The organism is Thiorhodovibrio winogradskyi (genome assembly GCF_036208045.1).
GTDB lineage: Bacteria > Pseudomonadota > Gammaproteobacteria > Chromatiales > Chromatiaceae > Thiorhodovibrio > Thiorhodovibrio winogradskyi.
This window is the reverse complement of the sequence record NZ_CP121472.1, coordinates 762,480-780,668: the sequence shown is the minus strand read 5'-3', so window position 1 is coordinate 780,668 and position 18,189 is coordinate 762,480. Positions and strand designations below refer to the sequence as shown.

Sequence of the window (18,189 nt, the reverse complement as noted above, 5' to 3'; positions counted from 1 at the left end):
CAGTGGTTGGTGAGGTCAGCGGCCGAAATGGGCTTTCGCGTCGTACAGGGTATCGACGCTGATCAGACTCAGGCCGCGCTCGCGGGCAAAGTTCTCGGTGTTGCGCCTGGCCTTGCCGCGCACGAAAAAAGGAATCTTGCGCAACTCCTTCTCGGCATCGGACTCCCAGCGGACCTCGGTTGCATCGGCGGATTCGCCGGGGGCCGGCGCACCGGCTTCCGCTGGCCTGGGGTTGGGTTCTCCGGCGTCAGCCAGCACTGGCGCCGTGGCTTGCGCTGGTTGAGACGGGCGCTCCGGCACCTCGCCATCATCGAACTCGCTATCCTCGCGAAACATGGTGATCAGGTGCTCTTCGAGCCCCATCATCAGCGGATGCACCCAGGTATCGAAAATGACATTGGCGCCTTCAAAACCCATCTGGGGCGCATAGCGGGCGGGAAAGTCCTGCACATGCACGGGTGAGGAAATCACCGCGCAGGGAATGCCGATGCGCTTGGCGATGTGGCGCTCCATCTGGGTGCCCAGCACCAGCTCGGGGTGCAGCTCGGCCACCCGTGCCTCGACCGCCAGATAGTCATCGGTGATCAGCGCCTCGACACCGATGTCCTCGCCCAGCGCGCGCAGTTCGCGGGCAAATTCGCGGCTGTAGCTGCCAAACCCAACCACATCGAAGCCGAGTTCCTCGCGCGCGACGCGCACGGCGGCCATCACATGGGTGGCGTCACCGAAGATAAACACCCGCTTGCCGGTCAAATAGGTGGAGTCCACCGAGCGCGAGAACCAGGGCAAGCGGGTACGGGCACGCGCCAGCGCGGGCTCGGGATCGAGGCCAGTGAGTCGCGCCACTTCCAACAGAAAGTCGCGGGTGGCGCCAACCCCGATGGGAACGGTGCGCACCCAGGGCTGCTTGAACATGCGCTCCAGCCAGACGCAGGTGCTGTGCGCGATCTCCGGATAGAGGCAAATATTGAAATCGGCCGCGAGCATACCTGTCAGATCGGCCGGCGTCGCCCCGGCCGGCGCGACCAGATGCACATCGACGCCAAGGCTATCGAGCAGCTTGGTCACCTCGGCCACATCGTCGCGACAGCGGAAGCCGAGCGCGCTGGGTCCGAGCAGATTGGCGCGCGGCCGGCGCCCCTCTGCCTGGGCGCGACCAGCGGGGTCGCCAGCGCCCTCGGGCATCGGGCGACCAGACAGGAGCGCGCGCACCAGCTGATGAAAGGTCTCGCTCGCGCCCCAGGACTCCTTGCGCGTGAAGGCCGGCAACTCCAGCGGGATGACGGGAATGTCGAACCCCATGCCGAGCGCTAGGGCGCCGGGCTGATCCTGCAGGAGTTCCGCCGTGCAGGCCTCGCCCACCAGCAGCGCTTGGGGCTTGAAGCGCGCGACCGTCTCGGCCAGACGTGTTTTGACCAGTTGCGCGGTATCGCCACCGAGATCACGCGCCTGAAAGCTGGTGTAGCTGACCGGCGGGCGCGCCGCCGAGCGCGCGATCATGGTGAAAAGCAGATCGGCGTAGCTGTCGCCCAGGGGCGCGTGCAGCACCAGATGCACCGCGTCCATGGAAGCGGCGATGCGCATGGCGCCAATGTGCGGCGGGCCTTCGTAAGTCCAGACGGTCAGTTCCATGTTGCCTGCTCTCCTAAAACCCTAGCCGCTGGCGCCGATTGAGCGGTCGCGCGAACAGCTCGGCCAGATCGGCGGCCTGGTCGAAGCCCTGGATGGGCGTGAAGACCAGCTCAATGGCCCATTTCGTGGTCAGTCCCTCGGCTTCGAGCGGATTGGCCAGCCCGAGACCGCAGACGGTGATATCCGGGCGTTCGGCGCGCAGGCGCTCGAGTTGGGGCTCAAGGTCCTGACCCTCGGTCAGCTGGGTGTCTTTCGGCAACAGGGCCAGTTCGGGCTCCATCAGTCGGCGATCCAGATAGGGCACGCCAAGTTCGCCGAGTTGCATGCCGCACTCGCGCGCGAGAAAACGTCCCAGTGGAATCTCAAGTTGGGAATCGGGCAGGAAGCTCACGCGCTTGCCGCCAAGCTGTTCGCGATAGCGCGCCAGGGCGGTCTTGGCGCGCGCCGCCGGTGCCGCTATGACCTCATCGACCTGTTGGGTCGAGATGCCCCAGGCCGCGGCAATCGCCAGCAACCAGGCGCGGGTCCCCTCGATCCCGAACGGGAAGGGCGCGGTGATGAGCTGGGAACCGCGCTCGCGCAGGGCATCCATGGTCTCGCCAACGAAGGGTTGGGCCGCGATCAGGAAGGTACCCGGGCCCACCGGTGGTAAATCGGCCGCGCGCCTGGGCGGCAGAAAATGCACCGGCCCGATGCCGAGCTTGTCGAACAGCCGCTGGAATTGATCCTCCACCACATCGGCCAGCGAGCCCACCACCAGCAATGAGCGTTGCATGGCCGGCAGCTCCGGCAAGTGCGGCACCAGGGCACGCAGGCAGCTGTCCTCGCCCTGGGTAAAGCTGGTATCCAGCCCGCTGCCACTGTACGCCAGAATGCGCACTCGGCCGCCATGCGCCTGCTGCAAACGGGCAGCGGCGGTGTCAAGATCGAGCTTGATGACCTCGGACGGGCAGGTAGCGACCAGGAACAGGGTGCCGATATCCGGACGGCGCGCAAGGAGCTCTCGCACCACCCGGTCGAGTTCATCGTTGGCGTCGGCCAGGCCGGCGAGGTCACGATCCTGCAGCAGGGCGGTGCCAAAACGCGGCTCGGCAAAGATCATCACCCCGGCGGCGGACTGCATCATGTGAGCGCAGGTACGCGAGCCGACGACCAGAAAAAAACTGTCTTGCATTTTGCGGTGCAGCCAGACGATGCCGGACAGCCCGCAGAAAGCCTGACGCTCACCGCGCTCGTGGCGGACGGCCAAGGAGGAGCCGGCCAAGACATTGGGTGAGGAACTGAATCCAGCGGTGGAGCTGGCGGATGGAATATCCGTCATGCCGCGCCCCCCTCGACCGCCGCTTCACTCGACAGGCGCGCCGCGCGCAGCTTGAGCAGGAACTGGGTCGCATTGACGACATAGGTCGCATAGGCGGCCAGCGCCAACCACATCTGTCCACGCGTATCCAGCCAGCCAGTCAAGAGTGCCGCCAAATAGGCGGTATGCAGCGCCAAGACTAGCATGCTAAACACATCTTCCCAAAAAAAGGCACGAGCGAACAGATACTTGCCAAACACCACCTTCTCCCAGATTGAGCCGGTGATCATTATTGTGTAAAGAAGGAGCGTTTTGATCACAATCGACCAGGTAGCGGCCAACTCACCATTGCCGGTGGCCAAATAGCGCAGCACCAGCACCAGACTGACCAAGAACACCAGAAATTGCAGCGGCGCGAGAATGCCCTGCACCAGGGTCCAGGGTGACTGATCGCGCCGGCGGCGTTCTTCGGGGGTATAAAGAGGTGGAATAGACCTTGGCATGGTGTTTTTTTTCTAAACGCAGGAGGCCGTGGGTTAAGGGGCGCTCGGCGGCAGGTTATCAGGTGGACTGCTCGCAGTGGACGGGAGCTTGAATGCTTACCCATTGCCCGCCTGAAGCGCTTTATCCCGCAATATCGCCTGACACTTCCGCCACCAAATGTCCGACAGAAAAACGCGGAGATGGCGAAACGGCCCATTACTTTACCAGAGGTATCAAGGCGAGGCACCTTGATCCGCGCTCCGGGCGAAAAAATTAAGCCCCTCCCCCGCCTATGTCAACTATACTTAACGTAAACTGGACTTGACATTGATTCTGTCGGGTTTTACTAATTCACGCGATAATCCCTGGCATGGCGACGCGTGCCATCGTCGGCTGAGGCAGCACCAACCGCCAGCGCGTCATCACTGACCTTCGCTTGTTGTCCGCCGGGTCTAACGCCTCGAATTGCCAGCCGGCAGCCAGGCACGCGAGGGTGCAAGGAGTCTCCTCTTACTGGTTCTCGCCTCAGCTGCAACCGGCGCGGACCACGGATCATTCGGAGATCATTCGGAATAGCTCAATGTCGCAGCAAGGGCGCCATGCGCATTCATCACAAGGCGATCACCCCCACCGGCCACTCAGGCCGGCAAGGGCGAGGCGTGCCTGACATTCTGGCGGACTGGTGAAATTGTTCGACGCACCGGAATCGGCCCTGGGAGAGTTGGGCACGGATGCCGCGGCAGAGTTGATCGCCGCGGCATCCGATATTGCGCTTATCATCGACAGCGAGGGGCGGATTCTCGATCTTGCTTTTGGCAACGACGAACTCTCCAACCAGATCGGCGACTGGATTGGCCTAAACTGGGCTGACACGGTCACCAACGACAGTCGCACCAGAGTCGAGCAACTACTTGAACACGCCCGCGCCGAGGAGCAACCACCGCATTGGGAACAAGTCGAACACTTGGCTATCAGCGGCGACGAACTTCCCGTGCGTTATTGCGCGGCCAGTCTCGGCGACCGCCATCGCATCGTCGCCGTCGGTCGCAGCCAGCAGGGCATCGCCGCGCTGCAGCAGCGCCTGGTCGATGCCCAGCAGTCGTTGGAGCGTGACTACTGGCGTCTGCGCCAGCTTGAAACCCGCTACCGGCTGCTGTTTCGCTCCATGTCCGAGGCGATCCTGATCGTCGATCCGGTCAATGGCAAGATTGTCGAGGCCAACCCGGCGGCCAGCCTGCTGCTCGCGACCGATTCCCGCAAACTGGTCGGTCGCCCTTTCCCCGAAGGCTTCGACACTGCCGGAACCGAGGCGATCAAATCCCTGCTCGCCGGCGTGCGCTCGGCCGGGCGCGGCAACGACGTGCGCGCCCGCCTGCGCGAGCCCGAGACCGAATTTCTGGTCTCGGCCGCCCCGGTCCGCCAGGAAAACGCCACCTTGCTGTTGGTGCGCCTGACACCGGTCGAGACCAACACCAATAGCAGCATGATCGGCGAGCCACGCTCGCGCATCTTTAAAATGTTGGAAAAAGCCCCGGACGGCGTGGTCATCACCCGCCAGGACGGGCGCATTTTAAGCGCCAACAATGCCTTTTTGGAGCTCGCCCAACTCTCAACCGAGGAGCAGGCGCGCGGCGAATCGCTTGACCGCTGGCTCGGACGCCCTGGCGTGGACCTGAATGTTCTCATCGCCAACCTGCGCCAGCACGGTGCGGTGCGCCTGTTCGCCACGACAGTGCGCAGTGACTATGGCAGCTCAACCGAGGTCGAGATTTCCGCGGTGGCGGTGCAAAATGCCGACCAATCCAGTTTTGGTTTTATCATCCGCAATGTCGACCGCCGAGTGTCAGCCAGTTCCGGACCCGGGCGTGCCCTGCCGCGCTCGGTCGAGCAGCTGACCGAATTGGTCGGACGGGTTCCGCTCAAAGAGGTGGTGCGCGAGTCCACCGACATGATCGAGCGCCTGTGTATCGAGGCGGCGCTTGAGCTAACCGGCGACAACCGCGCCTCCGCCGCCGAACTGCTCGGCTTGAGCCGCCAGAGCCTGTACGTCAAACTCAGGCGTTATGGCCTAAGCGAATCAGGCAACGAATCAGGGAGCGAATCAGGGAGCGACTCCGGGGTGGAGCCTGGTAGCGAACAAGAATCGAAGTAGGGGCGAATTCATTCGCCCCCAGACTCCCCCCAGACTCCCTCCGGAGATCCCCTCTGGCCAAATTCCCCTATAAAGAACTAGAGCATTCGTCAATGACCGAGATCACCCGATGACCGAGAGCACGAGCAAGGCTGTCCCGCACCGCATCAAACCGGCCGATGTGCTGGAATTCATGCACCCCATCACCTGGTTCCCGCCCATGTGGGCCTTTACCTGTGGCGTGGTGTCCTCCGGTCAGCCCATTCTGGCCAACATCCTGGTGCTGATCGCCGGCGTCATTCTGGCTGGACCGCTGCTGTGCGCGACCAGCCAGGCGGTGAATGATTGGTTCGATCGTCACGTCGATGCCATCAACGAGCCCAACCGGCCGATCCCCTCCGGGCGCATCCCTGGGCGCTGGGGGCTCTATATCGCCATCATCTGGTCGCTCATGTCCTTGCTGTGGTCGCTGTGGCTTGGTACCTGGGTGATCATCGCCACCCTGCTTGGTATCGCGCTAGCCTGGGCCTACAGCGCCCCACCCGCGCGCCTTAAACAAAACGGCTGGTGGGGCAATGCCGCCGTCGGCTTCTCTTACGAGGGACTGGCCTGGGTCACCGGCACCGCCGTCATGCTTGGCGGCATGATGCCGGACTGGCGTAGCCTCACCCTGGCCTTTCTCTACAGCGTCGGCGCCCATGGCATCATGACGCTGAACGACTTCAAAGCCATCGAGGGCGACAAACAGCTCGGCGTGCGCTCCCTGCCAGTGCAGCTTGGCCCCGACCGCGCCGCCTTTCTCGCCTGCCTGGTCATGCTCGTCCCGCAAGCGCTGGTCGTTGCCCTGCTCTATGGCTGGGGCCAATCCTGGCATGGTCTGGCGGTGAGCCTGCTGGTGGCCATCCAGGCCGCCATGATGGTGCGCTTCCTCAAGGCTCCCATCGAGCGCGCCACCTGGCTTAGCGCTTTCGGCGTGACCCTCTATGTCAGCGGCATGATGATCAGCGCCTTCGCGGCGCGCGCGCTGGTCTAAACCGGCCACGATCAATCAAGCCACGCTCATCTCCACCCACTCAATCGCTGGTCATTCACATGTCCGAGATCCAAACCTACGATGTCGTCGTCATCGGCGGCGGCCCTGCTGGCGCCACCGCGGCGACCGATCTTGCCCGCCGCGGGCGTTCCGTGCTGCTGCTTGACCGGCCTGGCCGCATCAAGCCCTGTGGTGGCGCCATCCCGCCCATCGCCATCACCGAATTCGAGATCCCCGAGGAACAGCTGTGCGCCAAGATTCACTCCGCGCGCATGGTGGCGCCGAGCGAGCGGCATGTCGACATGCCCATCAACGGCGGCTATGTCGGCATGGTGGATCGCGGCCCCTTCGATGAATGGCTGCGCGAGCGCGCCGCCGCCGCCGGCGCCACCCGGCGCGACGGCAGCTACAAGCACATCAGCCAGGACAGCGACGGCACCTCCATCGTCCACTTCCAGCCCGAGCCCGAGCGAAAACCGGCGGACGCCCAATCAGGCGCCAAAACAGACACCAAGCCGGCATTGGAGCAGGTGCGCGCGCGCGCCATCATCGGCGCCGACGGGGCCATGTCCAAGGTAGCGAAAGACTGCGTGCCCGGCGCCAAGGAACTGCCCCATGTCGCGGCTTATCACGAAATCATTCGCTCGCCTTCATCCAGTCAAACGGCCGGTCAAACAGCTGGTCAATCGAGCACAGACCACGCCGACTTCGACCCGACCCGCTGCGATGTTTATTACCAGGGCAAAATCTCGCCGGATTTTTATGGCTGGATCTTCCCTCATGGCGAGACCACCAGCGTGGGCGTCGGCACCGAGCAAAAAGGCTTCTCGCTCAAGCAGGCCACGGCCGATCTGCGCAAGGCCGCCGGGCTTGCCGACTGCGAGACCCTGCGCTGCGAGGGTGCCCCCATTCCGCTACATCCGCTCAAGAAATGGGACAACGACCGCGATCTGGTGCTGGCGGGCGACGCCGCCGGCGTGGTCGCTCCCGCCTCGGGTGAGGGGATTTACTACGCCCTGACCGGCGGGCGTCTGGCGGCGGACGCCGTCGAGCAATTCCTGATCACCGGCGATGCCAAAGCCTTGGCCAGTGCCCGCAAGCGCTTCATGAAAGCCCACGGACGAGTGTTCTGGATTCTTGGCATCATGCAGCGATTCTGGTACAAGACCGATAAACGCCGTGAGCGCTTCGTCAGTCTGTGCGATGATCCCGATATTCAGCACCTGACTTGGGAAGCCTACATGCACAAACGTCTGGTGCGCGCCAAACCAGCAGCCCACCTGCGCATTTTCTTAAAAGACACGGCGCATCTCTTGGGGATGACCAAACCCTGGAAATAGCCCGCCCCGCTTAGGCGCCAAGGCCAAGGCACTCGACATCTGACAGGAAAGGGCACTCGCGCGCCCGTCAGCAACAAAGAGACAACATGGACAGTCTTTTCACCAGCGGCCGGATCATTGACCCCATCCTGATCATGGTGCTGGCGGAGGCTGTGCTGCTGTGGTTCCTGCGCCGCGCCACGGGACGCGGGCCAGGGCTAAAACCCCTACTACCCCTGCTCGCCTCGGGTTTCCTGCTGCTGCTCGCGGTGCGCGCCGCGCTGGTCGGGGCGAGCTGGCCGCTGATCGCCCTGCCCCTCGCGGCAGCCTTGGTCACCCATCTTGCCGATCTGCTCCTGCGCTGGCCGCGCGAACCTCCCCCCCCAGCAGTAATGTCTGGTTCAGCCTCTCATACGCTCCCCGCCTCGCACCGCGACAGCGACCAGCGCTTTCGCACCCTGGTGGAAGTCAATCGCGTGGCCATCATGGAGCTTGATACCCGGGGTCGCTTCCGCTACGCCAACCCGGCCGCCTGCCGGATGCTGGGCTATAGCCACGAGCGCCTGACCCAGATGGAGGTCGCGGATCTGCTGCCGGCCGAGGAGGCCGAGCGGTTGCACCGGGATCTGGCCCATTTTGTCGCCGAGCAGCCCGAACCCTTCACCTATACCAACCACAACCGCACCGGGGACGGGCGCTGGATCGAGGTGCAGGTCGACTGGAACTACCTGCGCGATGACAAGGGCGCGGTCATTGGTTTCGTCAGCATTTCCTACGATATCACCGCCTTTCGCTTATCGCAGCGGTTGCTCGACGGGCGCAATGCCGTGCTCGAGCGACTCGCCCGTGGCGCCCCGCTCGAGGAAATGTTGCGGGCCATTGTCGATTACAGTCAGGACATCATGCGCGATGCCTGGATCTCCATCCATCTGCTGGATGCCGAACGCGGTCAGTTGCATTCGGCCATCAGCAGCCGGTTGCCGCCAAGTTACCTGCAGGCTGTCGAGGGCGTGCGCATCGGCCCCAATGTTGGCTCCTGCGGTCACGCCGCCTATACCGGCGAACGCACCATCGCCAGCGACCTGCGCAGCGACCCCAAGTGGGAAGGCTATCGCGATCTGGTCCTGCCGCTGGGGTTGCTCGCCTGCTGGTCGGAACCCATACGCGGGCGCGATGGTCAGGTGCTCGGCACCTTTGCCATTTACCTGCGGGACGCGCGCGCGCCCGAGCAAGCCGACCTGCGGCTCATCGCCTCCGCGGCTGAACTGGCGAGCATCGTCATTGAGCACCAGCAGGACGCCACCGCCCGACGCGCGGCCGAGGAACGCGCCCAACTGCTGCTGAACTCCACGGTCGAGGGTATCTTCGGTATCGACCTCGACGGGCGCATCAGCTTTGCCAATCCATCGGCCGCGCGCCTGCTTGGCGGATCCGGCGACGCTCTCACCACCGATGAATTGATTGGTCAGGATCCACACAGGCTGTTTCACTACGCTACAGCCGATGGCACACCGCTACCACGCTCTGAATGCCGCATCCTGCGCGCGGCACGCGCGGCGCACCAGCAGCATGTAAGTGACGAGGTGTTCTGGCGCCGGGACGGCAGCGCCTTTCCGGTCGAGTACTGGGCCACGCCCACCTATAGAGCCGGGCAGATCGCCGGTGCCGTGGTGACCTTTCATGACATCAGCGAGCGGCGTCGCGCCGAGCGTGAGATCAAGCATTTGGCGTTCCACGATTCCCTGACCGGTCTGCCCAACCGGGCACTGTTTCGCGAAACCCTGAGCCATGCCCATGCCACTTTTCTCCGCCAGGGCCGTCCGTTCGCGCTGCACATGCTCGATCTCGATCACTTCAAGGATGTCAACGACACCCTCGGCCATCCGGTGGGCGATCGACTCTTGTGCGCGGTTGGCAAGCGCATCACCCAACTGTTGCGCGCCAGCGATACCCTGGCCCGTCTCGGCGGCGATGAATTCGCACTCTTGCAGGAGAATATCCAGACACGCGATGACGCCTCGCGCCTGGCACTCAAGATCATCGATGCCCTGAACCAGGAGTTTCAGATCGAGCCGCACCGGCTGCGCATTAATACCAGCATCGGCATCCTGATCGCCAGCCGTGATGAATGCGATGTTGATGAAATAATTGGCCGCGCCGACGCCGCCCTGTACCGGGCCAAGGCCGCCGGGCGCGGTACCCTGGCCTTTTTTGAAAGCGAACTGGCCAAGCACTTGCAACAGGAAATGGACATTGTCAGTGCGCTATCGTTGGCCTTGCAACAGCGGCGCATCCACTTCCATTACCAGCCACAGTTCAACCTGGCCGACACGGCCTTGGTCGGACTGGAAGCACTGATGCGCTGGGAGCACCCAAGCCGCGGCCTGCTAAAGCCCGAGGCGTTTTTTGCCGTGGCGGACAAGCGCGGTCTGCTGCGCGATCTGGCCAACGCCGGCATCCTGGCGGCCTGCGAGCAGGCACGCGCCTGGCGGGATGCTGGTCTGGACTTCAGTCAGATTGCCGTTAATTTGTGCGCGAGCCAGCTCGGCCACCCGGATTTTGTCGCCGATACCACAGGCATCTTCGAGAGCACCGGTGTCGCTCCCGAGTGCTTGACCCTGGAGCTGACCGAAAGCCTGCTTACCCAAGCCGACGCACAGGCGCAACAGAAGCTGCGTGAACTCGCGGCCCTCGGCGTTCGCTTCGCCGTCGATGACTTTGGCACCGGCTTTTCCTCCCTGCGCCATTTGAGCGACCTGCCGGTGGCCAAACTCAAGCTCGATCGCAGCCTGGTGACCAGCCTGCCCGAACGCCGCGATGCCGCCGAGATCGTGAAAGCCAGCATCGCGCTGGGCAAGGCGTTGCACTTCACTATCCTGGCCGAGGGCGTCGAAACCCAGGCCCAAGCTGACTTTTTGCGCGCGCATGGCTGTGATCAGGCGCAGGGCTTTCTGTACGCCGTCCCGGCCCCCGCCAACACCATCGAAAACGACTGGCTGCGCCGCCAGGCCCACGGGTGAGACCGCAACCTGATGTTCAAAAACCAAAGCCTGTCCATTAAACGCCTGTTTCTGCTCTTGGCTGTTGCCGGTGTGCTCTTGGTGCTGCTGTTACTGATCGCGCTATGGACAGCCAGCCAGGCGCAAACCGAACTGGCGCGCGTCTATGAACAGCGCTACCAGTCCTACCTGCTCGCCGATCAGCTGCGCCAAAGCTCGGATGACCTCACGCGCATGGCGCGCACCTATGTGGTCACCGGCGACCCCGGGTTCGAGCGCCAATACTGGGAGGTGCTGGCCATTCGCAATGGCGAGCATCCCAGGCCCGAACATTACGAGCGCATCTATTGGGATTTTGTCGCCGCGGGCGACCAGCAGCCGCGCCCGGATGACGAGACCATCGCCCTGCGCGAGCTGATGCGCCAGGCCGGCTTTACCGAGGCGGAATTCGCCAAATTGGCCGAAGCCCAGGCCAATTCCGATGCCCTGGTCGATACCGAGATGGTGGCCATGAATGCCATGAAAGGCCACTACCGCGATGACAGCGGCGATTTCAGTCAGCGCGACCAGCCCGATCCCGCGCTGGCGCGACGGCTGATGCACGATCAGGACTATCACGCCTTCAAGGCACGCATCATGCGGCCGGTCGATGAATTCTTCGTGCTGCTTGATGCGCGTACCGGCATGGCGGTGGCCGAGGCCCGGGAGCACAGCCGCACCTCCTACCGGCAAGTTATCGTGCTGGTCAGCCTGGGCCTGGTGCTGGGCATTCTGGTGCTCTTTCTGCTCTACCGCTGGCTGCGCGCTCAACTTGGTGGGGAGCCGGCCTATGTGCGCGGCATTGTCGAGACCATTGCCGATGGCGATCTGCAGGCACCCATCAAGCGCCATGCGCGCGACCACGACAGTTTGCTCGCGGCCATGGCCAGCATGCGCGCCAGTCTGGCCAAGATGCTGGGCGACATCGATAACCACACTGAACAACTGACCGACTCGGCCGAGCGTCTGGCCGACACTGCCGGCATCATCGCCCGCTCTGGCGACATGCGCGCGGGGGCCAATCAGTCCATCGCCGCCGCCGTGGAGGAGATGTCCTCCTCGGTGGCCGAGATCACCTCCACCATGGAAGAACTCTCGGCCTCCTCCACCCAGATTGCCGATCATTCCCAAGCCGTGGTGGATGTCGCCAGCCGCACCCTGGACAGCAGCCGCGCCGGCACCCAGGCCATGCAACAACTGCTCGCGCGCATGGCCGAGATTCGCGCCGACAACCAAAAAAGCCTGGATGAAATCCTGGCGCTGGGCACCCGCTCGAAGGAAATCGGCAACTTCATGGACCTGATCGACGCGGTGGCCGATCAGACCAAGCTGATCGCCTTCAATGCCGCGCTCGAGGCCTCCAGCGCCGGGGAGGCCGGCAAGCGCTTCTCGGTGGTGGCGAGCGAAATCCGCCGCCTGGCCGACAGTGTGTCGGAGTCGACGCGCGAGATTGAAGAGAAGATGCAGGACATCCAGGACACCATCTCCCGTCTGGTGGTGGCCTCGGAGAAAAGCTCCACCACTATCGCCGCCGGCATGACCAGTAGCGAATCCACCGCCGCCATTCTCGATGAGTTGGAGCAAGCCGCCGGTCAGACCAGCAGCGCGGCGCAAAAAATCTCCCTGTCCACCCAGCAGCAAAAAACCGCCAGCGCCCAGGTGGTGCAGGCTCTGCATGAGATCGCCGAGGCCAGCACTCACACATCGAGCGCGGTGACCCGTATTTCGGAAATCAGCGCCTCACTGCTGCAAATGGCGACGACACTGCGCACGCTGTTCAAGCGCTTCAAGTTCGCGCGCGGCGATGCTGGCCCAACGACTGGCCCGGAACCCGGCAAGGACACTGGCGGCGGCAACACCCGGGCACGCTGAGCCCATGAGCATCCGGGTGCTGATCGTCGACGACAGCCCGCTCGCGCGCGCTTTGTTGCGCACTATTCTGGAGCGCGAGCCGGATATCGAGGTGATTGGCGAGGCCAGCGATGGTCGCCGCGCTGTTGCACTGGCGCTTGAGCTGCGCCCAAGCCTGGTGACCATGGATCTGGAAATGCCGGGCCTGCATGGCTTGGATGCCATCGCCGAGATCATGCGCACCAAGGCACTGCCTATTTTGGTGGTCAGCAGCGTCGAGGATGCCGCCGTCGCCTGCGAGGCACTTAGCCGCGGCGCGCTCGATGTGATCACCAAACCTGACGACAGCGACGCCAGGATCTCGGCTTTCATCGCCAAGGTGCGCCTGTTGGCTGGTATGGTGGTTGCCACCCGCTGGCGCGCCTTGGGAGCCCAGCGCCCAGCGGGAACACCGGCACCAGAAGCACTGGAGGTAGGAAAACCCCAGACATCACTCCCGCCTCGACCCGCATCCCTTCGCCTCCCCGCCTCTCAACCAGCCAGACTGGTGGCCATCGTCGCCTCAACCGGCGGTCCCCAAGCACTAGCCAGCATTCTTTCGGCGTTGCCGGCGGACTTTCCGGCCACTGTGCTCATCGCCCAGCACATCGCCGAGGGCTTTAGTGCCGGTCTGGCGCAATGGCTGTCGCTGGGTTCGCGTCTGCCGGTGCAACTGGCCAAGGACGGCGAAGCGCCGCGCCCTGGACAGATCTACCTGGCCCCCTCGGAACGGAATCTAGCCCTGAGCGCTCACGGGCGCCTGGAACTGCGTCCGCGCGCCCAGCAGGATATCTACCACCCAAACTGTGATCTGCTGCTGAACTCAGTGGCCGAGACCGTCGGCCGTCGGGCCATCGGCCTGATTCTGACCGGCATGAGCAGCGACGGCGCCCTGGGCATGGCGCGCATCCGCGCCCAGGGTGGCCTGACCCTGGCCCAGGACGAGGCCAGCTCGGTGGTCTATGGCATGAACCGGGTGGCGATCGAGGCCGGCGCCATTGATCGGGTTGTACCCTTGGCCGAGCTTGGCGCCTTCCTGGATCGCGCGGTGCGAGTCGGGTCATGAAAGCGCTTGAACTCGACGCCTTCAAAACCCTGGTGCGCGAGCATTTCGGGCTGGCTTTCGAGCAACAGACCCAACACAAGCTCGCCGGCGCCCTGACCAAGCGCATGGCCGTCTGTGCGCTGCATCTGCCGCGCGCCTACGCCGCGCGCCTGCGCGCCGATACGACAGAACGCCAGGCGCTGGTGAATCTGCTAACGGTGAACGAGACCTACTTCTTTCGCGAGCCCGAGCCACTGCGGCTGCTGATCGAACGCCTGATTCCGCGCCGCCTGGCCGTGCGCGAGGAGGGCGCCCGAGTGCGCTTGCTCAGCGCCGGTTGCTCCTCGGGCGAGGAGGTTTACTCCCTGATCATGCTGCTGTCCGAAGTCCACGGCGAGCACGCAACCGAGCTGTTCGAGGTCCTGGGCGGGGACATCGACAGCGCCATGCTGGAGCAAGCCCGCGCCGGCTGCTATGGGCGCTTTTCCTTTCGCGGTGTCAGCGCGGAACGCCAGAGTCGGTTTTTCGAGCCGCGCGACGCGCACTTTCAGGTCCGAGACTGGATTCGCGCACAAGCGCGCTTTGTGCCTCTAAACCTGAATGCACCGCCCACCAGCCTGGGTCGATTCGACGTCATCCTGTACCGCAATGTCTCTATCTATTTTGATCGGCCCACGCGCGAGCGCGTGTTGCGCCATTTAATCCGCCTGCTAAAACCCGAAGGCTATTTGATCATCGGCAGCTCCGAGACCCTGGGCAACGACATTGGCCTGCTGGAACTGGTTCAAGAAGAGGGGCTGTTTTATTTCATTAACCGACCTCAAAGCGAAGACGACAGCTCGCCACCCAAGAAGGTGCCCCTGGGCGCCGCTCCAGGCGAGGTCAAGCCGCCGCGCCCATCCGGCCTATCCGTCCCATCCGTCACCGAGCGCGCGCCTTCCCCGGATCTGTCCGCCGCCCCCGCCCATCAAGCATCCATCCCGATCACTTCCCAACCGCCCACCGCGTCCTGGTCGCTGGAGCCGGTGCAACAGTTGATCACCGAACAACGTTTCGACCAAGCCCTGGCCGCGGTTGGCGAGCGACTCGCGCAGGCACCGACAGATGCCGATGCCCTGCTGCTCGGTGCCTACCTGCTGCTCGAACGCCGCCAGTTCAACGCGGCCGAGGAACAAGTCCGCCGGGTGCTCGAACCGCACCCCTGGCTGGCGGATGCCTGGCTGCTGCGGGGGCTGATCGCCAAATGGCGCCAACAGACGGACCCGGCCGTGGCGGCTTTCAAGCGCGCCATCTACATTCAACCGGACTGTTGGCCCGCGCATTTTTATCTCGGGGATCTCTACCGTGCCCGAGGTGATGCCCCCTTGGCGGGACGCGCCTGGTCGGCCGCCGCGCGACTGCTGGCCACAGAACCCGCGCCCGCCAGCGGTCTGCGCCTGTGCGTTCTGGAGCCTCCGGCCAAGATGGCCCGCTATCTGTGCGAGCGCCATCTGGCGCCTGACCAAGCATCGAGGCTGGACTAGGCATGGCCATCGACCGGAGCAAATTCATTGGCCGCTTTGTCGAGGAAGCACGCGAGCATCTCGCGCGCCTTGATCGCGGCCTCGCGGACTTGACCCAGAACCCCGGGCGCGTCAGTCAGACTGAGATCGACGCCCTGTTTCGCTCCGCGCACACCATCAAGGGCTCGGCACGCATGCTGAGACTCACGCCCATCTGCGACACCGCGCATGCGCTCGAAGACCTGCTCGGCGCCCTGCGCGGTCGGCAGCTGCAGCTTGATGAGCATCTCGGCGCACTGGTGCAGCAAGGCCTTGATGCCATTGCCAACGCGGTCGAACAACTCGACCGCCAGCCCGATCCGGACGCCTTGCCGCCGCCGGACGGCGAGCTGTGCGCTGCCCTGAGCGCCGCTGCCAAGGGCGCGGATCCTGGCCCGCCTGCCGGGCAGCCGGGCAGCCAATCGTCGGAACAAGCGCGGGAACGGGCGACAGAGCAGGCCATGACACCACAGCCTGATCCAGCGCCGACGGCGACGGCGACGGCGACTCAGGCAGCGGCCACGACCACCACCGAGCCATCGCGCCCGACAGGAACGGAGCCGTCCGCGTCCGGCCTCTCCGGCAGCGACAGTCTGCGCGTGCGCATCGACCAGCTCGACGGCCTGCTCCGCCTGATGGGCGAGATCATCGCCCATCACGAGCGGCTGCGGCAGCACCCGGATGAGGCCCGGCGCCTCGCCCGGCTTGCCGAGCCTGGCATCACCCCGGCCTGTGAGGCTTTCGCCCGCCAGCTGCGCGATGATGTCCAGACCCAGGACGGGCTGATTCGCGAGCTGCATGATCGCGCGCTCGCCCTGCGTATGCTGCCACTGTCGATGCTGTTCGAGCCGGCGGCGCGCAATCTGCGCGAACTCGCCCGCTCGCTCGGCAAGACAGTGCGCTGCACCATCAAGGGCGACAGCATCGCCCTCGACCGCCAGTTGATCGATCAGCTGGCCGAGCCCCTGTTGCACCTGTTGCGCAATGCCGTGGATCACGGGCTCGAACCGCCGGACGAACGCCTGGCCGCCGGCAAGCCAGCCAACGGCTGGGTGCGACTCGAAGCGCGTCGGGATGGGCGCTGGGTGGACATCACCATTAGCGATGACGGCCGTGGCATTGATCTCGCCCGCGTCCGCGACAAAGCGATCCGCAAGGGCCTGCTAAGCGCCGAACAGGCCGCCACGGCCAGCGACAGCGAGATCGTCGATCTGATTTTCACTCCCGGCTTTTCCACCACGGCCCTGATCACCGATATCTCCGGGCGCGGCGTGGGTATGGACGTGGTCAAATCCAGTGTGCTTGACCGCCTGCGGGGCAGCATCCAGGTCGACAACCGCCCCGGCCAGGGCACCCGCTTTCGCCTGCGTCTACCTCTGTCCCTGGCCATGACACGGGTGCTGTTGATCGAAGCCGGGGGCGAGAGACTGGGCTTTCTCGCCCAACATGTGGCGGAGATCCTGCGCGTTTCGCGGGAGAATCTGCTCGAGGTGGCCGAGCGGCGCGCGGTCATCCTGCGCAATGAGTTCGTGCCTGTCATGTCGCTGGCCGAGTTGCTCGATCCCGGGTTCGCGACCACGCCTGCCGCCGCGCCAGCGGCAACCCCCGAGGTCTTGCTGGTCATCCTGCGCGTCGGGCAGGAAAAACTCGCGCTTGAGGTCGACGCGCTCCAGGATGAGCGCGATCTGGTGGTCAAGCCGGTGCCCGAGCATCTGCGCCACCTGCACCTGATTTCCGGCTTCGTCAGCAGTGGCGCGCTGGCCGTGGTCAGCCTGTTGCAGGCACCCGCGCTGCTTGATCTGGCCGCGCGCGCCCGTGGCCAGTCGGTGCGCGCGGGCGCCAAGGCAGCCGCCGAGGCGGGCGAACGCGCCAGTCGTCTGCTGGTGGTGGATGACTCCCTGAACACCCGTGAAATCGAAAAGGACGTGCTCGAAGCTCAGGGCTATCGCGTCACCCTGGCCGAGGACGGCATCGACGGCTTGCATAAGGCAATGCGGGATCCGTTCGACGCGGTGCTGACCGATGTGGAAATGCCGCGCATGGACGGCTTTACCCTGACCGAGCGCCTGCGCGCCCTCGATGCCTACCAGGCCACGCCCATCATCATCGTCACCTCGCGCGAGAAGGAAGAAGACCGCCAGCGCGGACTGCGTGTCGGCGCCGATGCCTATATCGTCAAGGGGGACTTCGACCAGTCCAACCTGATCGCCACCTTGCGCGCCTTGCTTGGTTGAGGCTGATCTCAAAAGGCGGTCCCAAAAGGGATCCTGCAACTGGCTCTCCAGTTGATTCCACGGCGGATTCCACAAGGGCAAAGCCGACATGGTATCTTGCGCTCATCAGCCGCGCCGCCGACTCAGCGCGCAGGAGTCCCCCGCATGCATATTTTGATTGTCGATGATGATCCCCTGGCCGCCGAACTCTCGGCCGCCATCCTCCAGGCCGCGGGCCACCGAACCCTGGTTGCCGAGCAGGCGCTGGATGCGCTTGAACAACTTGAGGCCAACCCGGACCTGGACCTGGTGGTCAGCGACATGCACATGCCGCTGATGAACGGTCTTGAATTGTTTTTGGAAGTTCGCGCGCACGACTATCCCTGTCGTTTTATTCTCCTCACCGGCGACGCGCCCGGGGATCTGCAGGCGCGCCAACCGCGCATCGACGGCTGTTTGTTAAAGGACCACAGCCTTGAGGACAGCCTGCCGCGACTGGTCGCCGACTTCGCCCCCAAAGCTGGCCCCAAAGTAGCTTCCGGTGGTCAGCCGGCCTGATGGCGA

12 protein-coding genes are annotated in these 18,189 nt (G+C 64.3%); 9 read left to right on the top strand and 3 right to left on the bottom strand.

The features are described from left to right. Positions 1 to 15 precede the first annotated feature (15 nt). From bchB to bchF, 3 genes are read right to left on the bottom strand one after another with little or no spacing between them, the layout of a single operon-like run. Complete coding sequence (gene bchB, locus Thiowin_RS03530; protein WP_328986361.1) at positions 16 to 1,632, bottom strand: ferredoxin:protochlorophyllide reductase (ATP-dependent) subunit B; 1,617 nt, start codon at positions 1,630 to 1,632, stop codon at positions 16 to 18. Between the two features lie 13 nt (positions 1,633 to 1,645). After that, complete coding sequence (locus Thiowin_RS03525; protein ID WP_328986360.1) at positions 1,646 to 2,953, bottom strand: ferredoxin:protochlorophyllide reductase (ATP-dependent) subunit N; 1,308 nt, start codon at positions 2,951 to 2,953, stop codon at positions 1,646 to 1,648. Next, entirely contained in the window at positions 2,950 to 3,435 is a 486-nt protein-coding gene (bchF, locus tag Thiowin_RS03520; RefSeq protein WP_328986359.1) for a 2-vinyl bacteriochlorophyllide hydratase, read from the bottom strand. Before bchF ends, Thiowin_RS03525 begins: the two co-directional genes overlap by 4 nt. A gap of 662 nt (positions 3,436 to 4,097) precedes the next feature. Here bchF and ppsR point away from each other — a divergent pair. The 9 genes from ppsR (at position 4,098) to Thiowin_RS03475 (ending at position 18,183) form a co-directional block, all read left to right on the top strand. After that, on the top strand, positions 4,098 to 5,567 hold the full coding sequence (gene ppsR / locus Thiowin_RS03515; RefSeq protein WP_328986358.1) for a transcriptional regulator PpsR: 1,470 nt from the start codon (positions 4,098 to 4,100) through the stop codon (positions 5,565 to 5,567). 109 nt (positions 5,568 to 5,676) lie between these two features. Next, the gene (gene chlG / locus Thiowin_RS03510; RefSeq protein WP_328986357.1) at positions 5,677 to 6,579 is read left to right on the top strand and encodes a chlorophyll synthase ChlG; all 903 of its coding nucleotides are present in this window, start codon (positions 5,677 to 5,679) and stop codon (positions 6,577 to 6,579) included. Between the two features lie 59 nt (positions 6,580 to 6,638). Next, positions 6,639 to 7,919, top strand: a complete 1,281-nt coding sequence (locus tag Thiowin_RS03505; protein ID WP_328986356.1) for a geranylgeranyl diphosphate reductase — start codon at positions 6,639 to 6,641, stop codon at positions 7,917 to 7,919. An 86-nt stretch (positions 7,920 to 8,005) separates the two neighbouring features. Next, complete coding sequence (locus tag Thiowin_RS03500; RefSeq protein WP_328986355.1) at positions 8,006 to 10,918, top strand: EAL domain-containing protein; 2,913 nt, start codon at positions 8,006 to 8,008, stop codon at positions 10,916 to 10,918. Between the two features lie 12 nt (positions 10,919 to 10,930). Beyond that, a complete protein-coding gene (locus Thiowin_RS03495; protein ID WP_328986354.1) occupies positions 10,931 to 12,808 on the top strand; it encodes a methyl-accepting chemotaxis protein in 1,878 nt (625 codons plus the stop codon). Next, entirely contained in the window at positions 12,741 to 13,892 is a 1,152-nt protein-coding gene (gene cheB / locus Thiowin_RS03490) for a chemotaxis-specific protein-glutamate methyltransferase CheB (protein ID WP_328986353.1), read from the top strand. Before Thiowin_RS03495 ends, cheB begins: the two co-directional genes overlap by 68 nt. After that, a complete protein-coding gene (locus Thiowin_RS03485) occupies positions 13,889 to 15,394 on the top strand; it encodes a CheR family methyltransferase (RefSeq protein WP_328986352.1) in 1,506 nt (501 codons plus the stop codon). The genes cheB and Thiowin_RS03485 overlap by 4 nt, the downstream gene beginning before the upstream one ends. A 2-nt stretch (positions 15,395 to 15,396) precedes the next feature. Continuing rightward, a complete protein-coding gene (locus Thiowin_RS03480) occupies positions 15,397 to 17,646 on the top strand; it encodes a hybrid sensor histidine kinase/response regulator (RefSeq protein ID WP_328986351.1) in 2,250 nt (749 codons plus the stop codon). Between the two features lie 144 nt (positions 17,647 to 17,790). After that, complete coding sequence (locus Thiowin_RS03475) at positions 17,791 to 18,183, top strand: response regulator (RefSeq protein WP_328986350.1); 393 nt, start codon at positions 17,791 to 17,793, stop codon at positions 18,181 to 18,183. The last annotated feature ends 6 nt before the right edge of the window (positions 18,184 to 18,189 follow it).